The sequence below is a fragment of the Flammeovirga sp. EKP202 genome (assembly GCF_014534745.1).
Taxonomy (GTDB): Bacteria; Bacteroidota; Bacteroidia; order Cytophagales; family Flammeovirgaceae; genus Flammeovirga.
Genome location: NZ_JACVVP010000070.1, coordinates 1 through 13,213 on the forward strand (window position 1 = coordinate 1; position 13,213 = coordinate 13,213).

The 13,213-nt window shown below is 31.7% G+C and carries 16 protein-coding genes; all 16 read left to right on the top strand.

The genetic code is table 11. The features are described 5' to 3' along the window. The first annotated feature begins 427 nt into the window (after positions 1-427). The 16 genes from IC221_RS26440 (at position 428) to IC221_RS26515 (ending at position 13,195) form a co-directional block, all read left to right on the top strand. Positions 428-1,477: a hypothetical protein gene (locus tag IC221_RS26440; RefSeq protein ID WP_188171823.1), complete on the top strand. Its 1,050-nt coding sequence runs from the start codon at positions 428-430 to the stop codon at positions 1,475-1,477. 11 nt (positions 1,478-1,488) lie between these two features. Further along, the gene (locus IC221_RS26445; RefSeq protein ID WP_188171824.1) at positions 1,489-2,808 is read left to right on the top strand and encodes an amidohydrolase family protein; all 1,320 of its coding nucleotides are present in this window, start codon (positions 1,489-1,491) and stop codon (positions 2,806-2,808) included. 39 nt (positions 2,809-2,847) lie between these two features. Next, positions 2,848-3,261 carry a hypothetical protein gene (locus tag IC221_RS26450; protein WP_188171825.1) on the top strand — a complete coding sequence of 138 codons (414 nt, stop codon included), beginning with the start codon at positions 2,848-2,850 and terminating at the stop codon, positions 3,259-3,261. Positions 3,262-3,450: 189 nt separating this feature from the next. Next, entirely contained in the window at positions 3,451-4,362 is a 912-nt protein-coding gene (locus IC221_RS26455) for a hypothetical protein (RefSeq protein WP_188171826.1), read from the top strand. Positions 4,363-4,405: 43 nt separating this feature from the next. Continuing rightward, complete coding sequence (locus IC221_RS26460; protein ID WP_188171827.1) at positions 4,406-5,128, top strand: TIGR02117 family protein; 723 nt, start codon at positions 4,406-4,408, stop codon at positions 5,126-5,128. Between the two features lie 76 nt (positions 5,129-5,204). Further along, the gene (locus IC221_RS26465) at positions 5,205-5,744 is read left to right on the top strand and encodes a hypothetical protein (protein WP_188171828.1); all 540 of its coding nucleotides are present in this window, start codon (positions 5,205-5,207) and stop codon (positions 5,742-5,744) included. Positions 5,745-5,782: 38 nt separating this feature from the next. Continuing rightward, the gene (locus tag IC221_RS26470; RefSeq protein WP_188171829.1) at positions 5,783-6,253 is read left to right on the top strand and encodes a hypothetical protein; all 471 of its coding nucleotides are present in this window, start codon (positions 5,783-5,785) and stop codon (positions 6,251-6,253) included. A gap of 90 nt (positions 6,254-6,343) precedes the next feature. Continuing rightward, entirely contained in the window at positions 6,344-6,658 is a 315-nt protein-coding gene (locus IC221_RS26475; RefSeq protein WP_188171830.1) for a hypothetical protein, read from the top strand. Positions 6,659-6,801: 143 nt separating this feature from the next. After that, complete coding sequence (locus IC221_RS26480; protein WP_223241507.1) at positions 6,802-7,155, top strand: PadR family transcriptional regulator; 354 nt, start codon at positions 6,802-6,804, stop codon at positions 7,153-7,155. Further along, entirely contained in the window at positions 7,152-7,760 is a 609-nt protein-coding gene (locus tag IC221_RS26485; protein ID WP_188171855.1) for a hypothetical protein, read from the top strand. The genes IC221_RS26480 and IC221_RS26485 overlap by 4 nt, the downstream gene beginning before the upstream one ends. 359 nt (positions 7,761-8,119) lie before the next feature. Beyond that, the gene (locus IC221_RS26490) at positions 8,120-9,046 is read left to right on the top strand and encodes a hypothetical protein (RefSeq protein WP_188171831.1); all 927 of its coding nucleotides are present in this window, start codon (positions 8,120-8,122) and stop codon (positions 9,044-9,046) included. 28 nt (positions 9,047-9,074) lie between these two features. Next, a complete protein-coding gene (locus IC221_RS26495) occupies positions 9,075-9,422 on the top strand; it encodes a VOC family protein (protein WP_188171832.1) in 348 nt (115 codons plus the stop codon). A gap of 131 nt (positions 9,423-9,553) precedes the next feature. Next, entirely contained in the window at positions 9,554-10,219 is a 666-nt protein-coding gene (locus IC221_RS26500) for a hypothetical protein (protein WP_188171833.1), read from the top strand. Between the two features lie 230 nt (positions 10,220-10,449). Continuing rightward, a complete protein-coding gene (locus tag IC221_RS26505) occupies positions 10,450-11,166 on the top strand; it encodes a hypothetical protein (protein ID WP_188171834.1) in 717 nt (238 codons plus the stop codon). A gap of 23 nt (positions 11,167-11,189) precedes the next feature. Continuing rightward, the gene (locus tag IC221_RS26510; RefSeq protein WP_188171835.1) at positions 11,190-11,723 is read left to right on the top strand and encodes a hypothetical protein; all 534 of its coding nucleotides are present in this window, start codon (positions 11,190-11,192) and stop codon (positions 11,721-11,723) included. A 20-nt stretch (positions 11,724-11,743) separates the two neighbouring features. Continuing rightward, entirely contained in the window at positions 11,744-13,195 is a 1,452-nt protein-coding gene (locus tag IC221_RS26515; protein WP_188171836.1) for a hypothetical protein, read from the top strand. The last annotated feature ends 18 nt before the right edge of the window (positions 13,196-13,213 follow it).

Sequence of the window (13,213 nt, forward strand, 5' to 3'; positions counted from 1 at the left end):
AAAAACAGCTTAATTTAGCATCCTTATATTTATACTTTTACCATTCGCAAATTTTTGGTGAGCGAAAGGTCAGTTATACAAATTTTCAGCATTGAATGAATAAAATATCTATTTTTTTGATTAGCATGAGATTATCATTAATTTGGATATTTGGAAGCTTGAAAGTCAGTACTATGAAATCTTACCAAAAGATCGACTAAAATTTGACAATAATTTAGTTTACAGAGTAGTAAATCTCGTAAGTTTCAATCACTATCGGTTTCCTAAATCATTACTATTTTATACTTAAACAAACTTTAGGTCTAAGATCAATTAAAACGTAAAGCAACAATCAGCTACTTACTTTTAAGCATATCAAAATTCATTTATTGTAGAATGAATATTGACCATGACAAGTAACTATTATTCATAACAAACAACGAATCTCATGGATTTTTTATCTCTTTCTTTTATTGAGCTTCTCATTGCCATGTGCTTTGTATATGCTCTTCTAAGTATTTTAGTTTCTACTATTTTGGAGTGGATAAATCATATGACTAAGGCTAGAGGAGAAATGCTAAAAAAAGCACTAATTCAGATGCTCGACGATCCCTCCAACCTCCAATATGGTCGCTTACTATTTAATCATCCTTTAGTTGGTGGTATGGGAAATAATACCAATAAAAGACCTCCACAGTATATCAGTTCCAAGATGTTTAGTCAGGCCCTTTTTGATATCATCAGTCAACAATATGACGAGGAAATTGACATTGTCCGACTTCGTGATGAAACAGATGGAAAGGTGAATTATCAAGAAAAGAATCCCAGCCAAAGGCTATCCACAGATACAATGACTCTTTTTGAAAAAAGTGTGCAAGAAATGAATTATAGTACACTTAAAGAATTGCTTTGGTCTTTTTATACTCGTTCCAACGGAGACCGAGAGAAGCTATTAGTTTTCATAGAAGACTGGTACAATGCTTATATGGATCGCGTTTCTGGGTGGTATCAATCAAGCCAAAAAAATAAACTAATGATTGTTGGTTTTGCACTGACTCTCTTTTTGAATTTTGATAGTATTCACATGGTCAAAAGTTTTAATCAAGACAATGATCTTTTAGCTCAAGTGGTTTCTGCAGCAGAAGAATTCAATGATAACAATCCAAACAGAGAAAAAAACACAAGCAATGAAAAGTTTGTCAAAGATGTAAAAAGTCAACTTGAAACGATTGATGAACTGAAACTACCTTTGGGATGGTCATTTGAAACCGCTCCACTAAGTTGGATTTTTTGTAAGGCTTCGGTAGATAAAAAGCATGATAATTTGAAACAATATGTCTACAAACGCAATTACACTCCCCGTTTACAAGATTACTTTTTGTATGGTTTGGGTATAATATTGAGTGGTTTTATGTTAAGTTTTGGTGCTCCATTCTGGTTCGATCTATTAGACCGCTTTATCAATTTTAGACGTTCGGGTAAAAAACCTAAAAACTAAATAAAAATACAATGAAAAAACTACCCTTTACAAACGTACATCTCCACGTCTTCACTACGAAATGTGCACCTGATAGCTTTTTGAAAATCATTCCAAATCCTTTACTAAGGAAATATCCGAAAATACTTAAAAGAGTAATAGATAAAAACTCCGTCCGAAAGTTGATCGTAATTCTAGACCGTATGGCGAAGTGGGGTAACATTGGCAGTAATCAACGGAAATCTCTTCATAAATACCTTTCGTTTTTAGAAGAAGGAACCAAACGAACGCAGCAGGAAGTTTTCATGTCACCTTATGAACTCTATCATTCCGAATATAGTGATGTTCAACTAATAGGTTTGAGTTTGAATATGGATTATATGGATAATAAGCTGCTTCCTCCCGTACGTTTCAATACACAATTGGAAGAGCTTAAAAACATTAAAAAGGAATATCCAGATAACTTCTTTCCTTTTGTTTGTGCTGACCCAAGAGCATATGCAGGCGAACAATTAGTTAATTGGATCAAGAAGTATTTTGAAAAAGGGATAAGAAGTCCAAAATCAGGTATTGTAAGACCTTACTTTTCAGGAATTAAACTATATCCCGCTTTAGGTTTTTTCCCTTTTGATCCTCGATTAGATGAGCTTTACGCTTATGCAGAAGAAAATGGAATTCCTATTATGACACACTGTACTAGAGTAGGTTCACTTTATGTTGGTGATAACATTGAGAGCTTAATCCCTCGAAAAGTAGCCATGATTGAACATATTTCATATCATGATGCGTTTGAAGAGGCTAAAAAGGAAATTCATAAAAGAATAGAGAAATACTATGAGGTAAAATGGATTAAAAATAATACTAAGGGAGCCAACGATATGGCATGTGATCTTTTTGGTCATCCACAAAACTATGTACCCATAATGCTCAAATACCCTAAACTGAAAATTTGCCTAGCACATATGGGAGGTGATGATCAAATTGATTTAATGGATTATCAATTAAAAGAGATCAAAAATAAGAAAGAGAGAAAAATCATAGAGAATGATGGTTATAACTGGGCTTCGCTTACCAAAAAGTTAATGATAGATTATCCTTCATTGTATACTGATATTTCTTATACATTGTACCGGTTAAATGATTCGGATTTCACTAATAAAATAAAGGATTGGTTAGACTCTAAGGATGAAAAGGGCAATTCTCTGAGCGATCGAGTACTTTTTGGAACAGATTTCTATATGACAGAACAAGAGAATCAAGAGTCAGCACTTTTGGAAAAAGCAAAAGTACATCTTGGTGATTATATGGAACAAATGAGTCGTATAAACCCTGATAAGTACTTGAATTATTAAAGAGTAGTTGATAAATTAATCAAACAAAAGAAGAAATAGATGCAGATTCAATTCATCAAGGAAGAGCCTTTGATACCAAAAGAGAATCTAGTTTTAGATAACATAGACACAATTTTAACTTCTAATTATGGGATACGTGGATTCCATAAAATTCATCTTTTTGCAGAAAAGACCATAATAGACGAAACTACAGGAGTGAAAAAACTTTGTTATGAAGATGAAAACCAAGAACAATCTTATTGGATTGGTCAACAAAAAGAAGGCTTGGAACCCGGTATTTTAGATTATGAAAAAATGCTTGTCATAGGCAACCTTGATTATGATGTGCCATTATGCTTAGACTTTCGATCCAGTCTAAAACAACCCTCTGTAATTTGGCTTAGTGATAAAGGAGGTTGGGAAAAAATAGCAGAAAGTTATAAAGCGTTTTTCCAAACGCTTTCAGTGAAATAAAGGAGGGATGTTGAAAATATATTTCTTTTATGGTGCCAATAATTTTACACCCTTTTGTTGCATCATTTTTTAAGAGTAAATAGACTTTTGCATCATTAAATTAAGGTGGAATTTACCTCTTACATGTTTGAAAAATTATCTATTGAGGTATTTCTTCAAAGCAAACTCTTACTTTATTATATCTAATAAATGAAAAATTTTATCTTTTTATTTTTACTCTTTGCTGCTTCAAATATTTATGCACAAAATTATGATGATGACTTAATAACTTTAGCAGAAATTATAGATAATGAAATTCACAATAATAGTAAAGCAGACCAAGAGGTTATTGACAAGTTGAATAGGGTGAAGTCGAAAAAATTACAATTTGTCAAAGATTTTTTGGTACTGAGTTTTTCGAACCCAAATGAATTAATTTCTCAACGTTTTTTGGAAAAGCCAAAAGAGGTCGATTTATATCATTTCAATTTTACCTTTCGCTTGTATCAAAAATTCTACAGACTTGAAAAATTAAAGGGAGAAGAAAGGCAACTTAAATATCAAGAGGTGTTTGATGAAATAAAGAATGAGGAAAGGACGAATAAACAGTTCTTGTATATTTACTATGATATGCTTTTTTCTTCTTTTCAGGGCAAAAATCAAAAGATGAGTTTAGCTCAAAATGAGGTCAACTTTAGAAAACTGAAACTAAAGACTTCTGAAGAGAAAAACATTTTTTTTATGACTTGCCTAAATACTTATCGTTTTGAAATTTTATGTGAAATGAACGGTTTTAGTAATGGTTCAGACTATTCAAAAGCAAGAAGTTATTTTAACCAATATCCATTATTTGAAGGGAAAAAGTTTTATTTCTTCAATACTCTAGCTAAAGAGGATTTTAATGTAATAATTGCATTGAATAAAGAGTATGATAGTTTTAAAAAAGAATTTTTCACTGAATATTTACGTCTTCTTGTGTATTATTATCAATCTTATAATAATGACGAGGAGGAACGAATCAACCTTATCAAAAATTCTATAATTCTTGATGAGAAGTATTGGAAATTTGTAATTCCTCAAGTAGTTCAAGATTTAGAAAAAGTGAAAGCAGACATAAAATAATTCATTTGTAAAATCACCCTATCCATAAAGTGAAAGTAACGTTATGAAATTAAGTATTAGAATTTTAAAATGGACATTTGCTCTTTTGTCAACACCAGTGTTTTATTTCGCTATTTCCTTACTACTGTCTTCCATTACAATTGATCGCAAAGCTGATGGTGAGGTGAAAGATAAATCGATATACTTGACCACAAACGGAGTTCACTTGGATATAGTATTGCCAATTAAAACAATGGATACAGAGTTGATATCAAACTTAAAGTATGAGCCAACGGATCATTATTTATCTTTTGGTTGGGGAGATGAGAACTTTTATATCAATACGCCAACATGGGGGGATCTTACGTTTGATAATGCTTTTACTGCACTATTTCTTAAAAGTTCAACACTAATGCACGTGACTCGTTATCGATATAGACTTTCGAATTGGATTGAAATTAAAGTATCAGAATCCGAATTGACTAAACTTGAAGATTATATACAACTATCATTTCAAATAGATCAAGCTGGAAAGAAAGTACTTTTAGAGAATCAAGGTTATTCATCAATCGATAATTTCTATAAAGCAAAGGGTAGTTATTCGTGTTTTAAAACATGTAATAGTTGGGCGAATAGTGGATTTCAGCAAAGCGGATTGAAGGCATGTTTGTGGACTCCTTTTGATTTTGGCTTAATGGATAAATACAAAAATGAAGAAGAAGGAAGCTTGAAAGTAGTTTCTATAAAATCATGTAAAAAGTTCTATTGGAAGTTGACTAGAACATAGTTCACAATTTTTTTAACTTGTTACTAGTATAATTATTGTGTGTGAAAACTTGGTGACAGAACTTAATCTAACGAACATGAACAAAAACAATCCACTTCTTCTTTTTATGCTAATCTTTTTTATTTTTCAAAGCTGTTTGGAAAAGGAGGAGGTGCAAATGATAGATTTTAATTATTTAGGAATCTCGTTTCAGTATCCATCCAACTGGAAAGAACTTGATCACTCTACAGTATTATTCGGTATCGCTGACAATGATTTATTTCAAGGTTCACAATCTAATATATTATTGGTTGGAATGGATTCCATGGAATTAAGAGTAAGAGAAATAGAGCGTTTTTCCGAATACTATACTGGTATCAATTATATGCTTAGTCAAAAAGAAAATTATAAATTAAAAGAGCCATTAGAGAGCGTAGATTTCAATCAGGTGCAATGTAAAAAGGTCGTTTATGAATTGATCGATAAAAACTTTCTTCAAACTCATTATTTCTTTGAATATAGAACCTCTTTCTATTCAATAATAGTTACTGAACCTATTGATGGCCGAATTGAGGAAACCCAAAAAATACTATCAACTTTTAGTCTACAAAAGGAGGAAAAGGAGAAGCTTTTCTAATGATAATGAAATTACTTCAACACCAAATGACAGTTTGAATGCAAATTATTAATACACTAAAAAAGTGGTTGAGTTCTACACCTATTGAGATTGAACTTGAGGGAAAGTGGACTGGATTTTATACCTACTCTCTAGCTTCACCTAAGTTACTTAGGAATCCGAAATTCCGCTTTGATATGGAATTAATGCTGAATGATGACAATTTTGAAGGCTTTGTATCTGAAGAAATAATTGGTGGTGAAATTGAGGATCAGATTGTAGTGTATGGAAAATTTGTAGATCAAAAAATAGAATTTCATAAGCTATTTAGGTATTCGTATCAGTTGGATGAGCAGGGTAAGGTATCCAAAATAGAGGGAATAACTTCTCCTGTCTTGACTAAATATGTAGGACATTACTATCAAGATATGAATAAGTTTATTGGACAGTGGACTACAAGGTATGAATATGAAAATAAAGAGTATTCTTCATCAGGAATGTGGGAAATGGAACCAAATACTCACAATTGATTAAAGGTATCGATGAAAGCGTATTTGATTTTTTACGCTTAATAGTATTCATCAATGGGAATTGTATAGTACATTTAGGTCAATTTTAAAATGAACCTAAGTTGTTCTTCCATTCAAATGCAGAAAAGAGAGTTTTATACTGAGCAAATCATTGCACTACTGAAGGAACAAGAACCCGAAAGAGAAGATCTAATTGAGGATTTACAAAATTCCAAAATTAGAAAGTGGCTCATTCAGCCTTATGTATATTTTATTTCAGCGGAAAAACCTAATCAAATAGGGTCAGACTGGCAATTTGATGAAAATATTGTCTTAGAGCACGAAACGGAAGGGACTATTATATTGGATATATTGAAAGGTGGAAGAGTAGGTGGAATTGAATTTATTGATCAAATCGAAGACTAAAAATTATCATCATTTCTTAAAAATCACTGAAATCGTCTTAACTGAAGTTTGGTAATCAGCTGATATATAGTATGTAATTGTATTTTTATTTTTTTGTAAAATATCATAATACAATACATAGGATTATGATGTATTGATAAATTATGTATATTTACTCTATGTATTCAAAAGAACTACTCAAAGGAACACTTTCCGCAATCATTTTAAACTTATTGTCGGAAAAAGGGAAAATGTATGGTTACGAAATTTTCCAGCATGTAAAAGAACAATCTGAAGGTAAAATCTTATTAAAAGATGGTTCGTTATATCCTGCTTTACAAAAAATGACAAAGGAGGGGCTTCTTACTTATCAGGAAGAATATATAGGAAAGCGAGTAAGAAAATATTACTTCCTCACACCTGAAGGTAAAATAGAAAAAAACCGTTCTTTAGAGGAACTAAAGGACTTCTTAGCCACCCTAAATAAGCTTGTTTTCTCAGAATTAAATATCACATGAAATTAAATAGTGAGCAAGAAAAAGCAATCGAAGAATATGTTGATGCACAGGGATTGAAAATTCAAACACTTCGGGATGATATCATAGATCATTTATGTTGTGTTGTTGAAAGTGAATTGGGAAAGGGTAAACCTTTTGATCAATCTTTTGAGCAGGCAATTCTAGATTTAGCTCCTGATGGGTTGTTGGAGATACAAAACAAAACCGTTTTTTTACTTAACTCTAAACGCATAATAATGATGAAAAAATTAACGTATTTAACTGGACTTCTTGGAGCAGTAGCACTCACTGCAGGTGTAACATTTAAACTGCTCCATATGGCTTTCGCAACAGAACTCTTTATGTTAGGATTCTTATTACTGTTACTTGTATTTATTCCTTTACTTGCCATAGATCGATACAAAGTGATACTTTCAAAAACCATTTCAGTTCGATTAAAATTTATATCGGGAGTTGCTGCCGCGGTGATCACGGGTCTTTCGGCAGTTTTCAAAATAATGCACTTGCAAGGGGCTGACTTGTTATTGTTATTAGGTGCTTTCCTTTTTGCATTTGGTTTTCTTCCTTTCTATTTCTTCACTATGTATAAAAAATCAATTGCCTAAAATCTTACAATAATGCGCGCACGAATGTTAAGCAGCGGCCACATTCGTGCGTTATAAACCTTTATTTATATTGTTGTACATATTTAAAGTTAGATACTTGAATGTAAGCAATTTATCGTTATTTTTGTAATAGATGAATTGGAGTGATATTTAAAACAACTAGATCAAGCAAACTCTTTTACAAATATTGTTTGTCTTACTCCCTCTCAATTCTTAAAAAGGTTGAAGTAATGTATTTCTGCAATGAATAATTACAGGTTTATTGTATAGATCAACCTTTTTGAACAATAAATAAGAGATAAAGTGAAAAGTTAATCCTTATTTTAAATCATTCATAATAAGCAAACTAATAAAAACAAATGATGTCATTAAAAAAGATGTTGAACGTGAGTCTAACGCTCCTTTCTTTGATTGTATTTACTAGCGGAACAAAGGTTAAGTCTACCGATGATGAGGCCTTAATAAAAAGTCAAATTGTAAAGTATACTATTAAACCTTCCAAGACTGATCCTAGTATTAAGAATTCAGACATATCTCATTTTGTCATGTATGATCGTTCAATACAACAAAACAAATTATTACTGTTTCTCCCAGGTTCAAATGGAATTCCGGAAAGGGGACCAATGAATCTATTTATGGTGGCAGTAAAACAAGGTTATAGAGTAATTAGCTTATCGTATATTAACAGGCAGTCAGTCTCTAAAATATGTCGGGGTGATGCTCTTGATTCAGATAAGGACTGTGCTGAACATTTCAGAGAAAAAAGAATCTATGGTACTAATTCAACAGCTTTAATATCAGATTTACCCCAAGATGCGATCGTTCATCGACTAAAAAAATTACTTGTTTATTTGAGTGAATTTGATGCTGATTTGAATTGGGAAAGTTTTATCAATAGTGATGGTACTCCAAAATGGGAAAATATTGTAGTAAGCGGGCAGTCACAAGGTGGTGGTATGGCTTGTTTTATTGCAAAGCGTCACCTAGTATCCAAAGTCATTTCTTTCTCTGGCGGTTGGGATCGTGCTCCAGATTTTAAGATTGCAGATTGGTATCACCAAAAAAGTATTACCCCACAAGAACGTTGGTTTGGAATATATAACACGAAAGAACCAATGGCAAAAACGATCAAGAAAGCGTATGATGCAATGGCTATTTCTGAGCATCAAATATATCCATTAAGTTTACCAGTAAGAGAAGGGAGAAAGGCGCATGGTGAAGGAATAAGAAATACAGCTTATAAAGACCTTTGGATTGAATTACTTGGTTCTGGGTTAATACAGTAAAATTAAAACACTCTAAAATAGACAAAAAATGAAGCTCAATTTACTTGTGATAAGAACCAAAGAACCTCAACTTCTAGCAGAACAGTATAAAATGCTTGGACTAAGTTTCGATTATCATAAACATGGTAATGGTCCTTTTCATTTTGCATCTGAAGTGGATGGATTTGTTTTTGAAATCTACCCCTTAACTAAATCGATGGATAAAGCGGATGGGTCTCTTCGAATGGGCTTCGAAGTAGATAATTTACATGATGTGTTAGATGACATAAAGGATTCTGATTGGAAAATCACCCAAGAGATAAAAGAAACTGAATGGGGCTTGGTGGCTGTTATCCAAGATTTAGACGGTAGGAAAATCGAGTTAAAAAATAGATAATATAGTTTATAGAATTTATACTCTTAATAGCTTTTCTTAACCTGGGTTAATCAATTTCATGTTTAATTCTCTTTAGTTTTGAATGATGTTAATACAACATGTAGATTATTTTTTAATGATAAAAACAGACTATGAATTCTTTAAAATACATCTTATTGACTTGCTTTATTTTATGTAATATCACTAAAGTAATAGGGCAGAATCATCAGAATGATTTCACTAAAACATTACATCATTACTATCTTGAAAAAGATGAAAAGTTACTGGAGCACTCCATTGAATTTTTCAATTCAAATAAATTCAATAGTGAGCAATTGACTCCTATGATTACTGGTTTTTATGGTGGGTTATTTTTGAAAGATGCTGAGGTGAAGGAGGAATTTAAAATTGGATTCCAAAAATTTGAAGATCCGTTATTGAGAAAGCTTTTTAAGCAATTGCTAAAGGCAGAAGATATTGATGAATTGATGAATGGTTTCCCTATTTCGCCTTCCCAGAATGATATGAATTGGGCAGCTTTCTTCTCTACTGGTAATACAAAATACCTTACTGTAATTTTAAAGAATGCCACTCATGCAGAAAATAGGGAAGACTTAAACTTATTTCTAACGGGAGCAAGTGCAAAATGGTCTTTAGCTTCTAATGCTCAAAATCACAAAAGGGTATCCAATTTTTTGAAAAAAAATAAAGAATACAAAGACTTATCAAAAGATATCCTAGAAAAAGAACCTGCCGATTTTAAAAAGCAAATCAGAGAAGTAATTATTCAAGAAAGAGCTAAAGGGAATTGGTTGTAATTATTGATCACTTGTCATTAACCTACAGCTTAAGTACGTGGGCTAATGACGAGCCCTTAATTCATGTAAAGTAATACCGTTCATTTGAGAGACTTTACTAAAAATATAAACTACTTCTTAGATAGGTTTTTCGTTAAAATGAGTTACTTCTTGTCTCTATTGAAAATTTGTATGTAATAAATAACTAATTTGATTTTGTATGGTCAAGGCAAACTAATTCACTCTACCTTATGAATTATCAAGTACAATTTCATCGTATTGTTATTCTTAACCTGATTTTTATGACTTTTAGTTGTGAAAGGTCGGATCAAATTGCTAATTCAAAATCTGAAATAGTAAGAGGTTTAATTCAATTAGAGACAAAGGGAGTTTTAGAAAGTGCCTCTTTTTTTAATAAACAGAGAGAGGTATTCTTGTCTGTAGAACAGCATCAGGATTCAAAAATTTTCAGATACCAATGGCATCCACAAGGCTTTTCAGAGTATAATTTCAATCAAACTTCAAATCAGTTGAGTTCAACTTTTTTTATTAATGATACAATCTGTAATATAGTAGATTATGTTTTTGATAGTGAAATGCAATTGAAGGTAGAGGGTGAAGAATTTGAAGTAAAAAAATATTATTCTTTCAGGGAAAGAAAGATTGACTGTATTTGTATTGAGAGAGAGCAATTGGATACTTTAACCACTCTTTATTTTAGTCCAAAGATGGGCATATTTCAAGAGTTTTCCTGTAGGCATTCGTTGTATGATTTATTGAATGACAGTTATTTGGTGGATAAAATTAAATTACCCCTTATTTTAAATGAAATGAAAAAAGATAAACGGTTTTACCCCAACGAAAAAGAGGTTGCTTTAAGAAGAGCGTTAAAGGGACCAGTTGTAATTGACATTGAAGAAGAGGAAGAAGATATTGAAATTGAAATAGAAATTCCTGTTTCTTATTAAAACTTAGTTATCTCACAATAGAAATGAAAAGCATAACAATTGTATTATTTGCACTACTATTACTCAATTTACAAACAATGGCTTGTAGGTGTTCAGGTCCTAGTAATATTGAAGATAGTTTTAAAAACGCTAAAGTTGTAGTAACTGGTAAGGTGGTAGAGATTTCTTATGTACCTATTGAAGAAACTTTTAATCCTGATAGTCTATCTAGTATAAAAGAAAAGGTTTCTGAAAGTAAATTAAGTTTACCTGTAAAGAAAATTGTATTGGAGGTAAAGTCTGTATTTAAGAATTCAAATATCTCACCTAATACTCGAATTACGATTTATACACCACCAAGAAGTGCTTCTTGTGGTTTTGCTTTTGAAGTAAATAAATCCTACCTCATTTATGGATTATCAAATAGTTTACTCTATCATTATATTTTAAGATTAAAAGCGGATAACCTTGTCGCTTCGAATGAATTTTGGACGAATCACTGTGGAAGAACTACACAAATAACTTCCTATACCAATACTGAATTGGCACAATTACATGAATTGAAAATTCAATATTAAGTAAAAACAAGCTTTAAAAAATGACTACACTTTATCTATTCAAACAACTAAATACTAGACTACTGTTATGCGTTTTTCTTCTATTTAATGGAAAAAGTATAGCTCAAAATACTACTATAGGATCAACTTCATTTATACATCTTGAAAAGAAAAAAAATGTTTGGTGGTTTGTGGATGGAGATGGTAAAAAGTTTGTTTCCATGGGTATGAATCATATTGATAAGAGAATAAGGTTTGCAGAATACAATAAGGATTTTTGGGTAGATCAATTTGGGGAAAGTATATTTAAAAACGGGAAGTTTAATTTTCTTGCCAACGATGAAATAAAAAAGTGGATGGATCAAATAGTGGAAGATCATAAAAAATATGGTTTCAATACAATTGCCTTCCATCGACCAATGTTTCTTCCAGATGAGTATTTTAATGAACAGGAAATCTACTTTTTGGGAAAAATTAAAATTGGTGATATTAATGCAGGGAGAGTAAAAAGGTCTGGAAGAAAATTTCCTGATGTATTCAGTTTAGAGTTTAAGCTTCATGCAGAAAAAGTAGCGAAAGAATATTGTTCAAAACATCAAAATAGTAGGTTCTTGATCGGGTATACTTATGATGATTTACCCAGTTATTCATTAGAAGAATATTATAGGAAAATTAAAAAAGCTGGGTATAAAGGCGATCTATTATTTCATCCTTGGGTCATCGATATTATTCAAAAAAAAGGTGTGACAACAGGAAAGAAAATATGGACTTCAATTTTGAAAGCACACTATATTACTATTGATAAAGTAAACCAAAATTATGGTTTGACGGTAAGTTCTTGGCAAGAATTAGAAAAAATATCAATTTGGAATAATCCACAAAATATAAAATTATGGCAACAAGATCAGACGGAGATGCTTAAGAAAATTGTTCGTCAATGGCATCATATGAATAGGTATGCAATTCGTTTGTATGATTCAAATCATTTGATACTAGGGGATAAAATAAGTTGCCATGGCCAAGGACATCCGGATTGGGTATATGAAATAGTTGGAGAGTATGTGGATGTATTATTAATTCAGGACTATGATTTTTTCACCCCTTCTCATGTCAACAAAATAGAACACTACCATAAACTCTCAGGCCTACCTATTTTAAATGGTGACCATTCTTACAGTTATACCGTTCCAGAGATGTATAAGGCCAAAGGGTTACCTGTAAACAATCATCATGCAGTTGGGGAAGAGTACTACACTTATTTAAGGGGCATTTCCAATATTCCTTACATGTTGGGGTGGCATAATTGCGGTTATATTGAACAGTGGAAGGGAAGTCGTACTGATAAAACAGGAAAGGAGCAAACTGGTTTTTTTGACCCCTTTGGGAAACCGAGATTAGAGGCTCTAGAAAATGTAAAGAAGGCAAATTTTAACGCAAACCTATGGCATCAACAGGCAGGTGAAAATGATCATATATTTTCAGAAAGAAGATAAATTCTAGGCTTATAAATT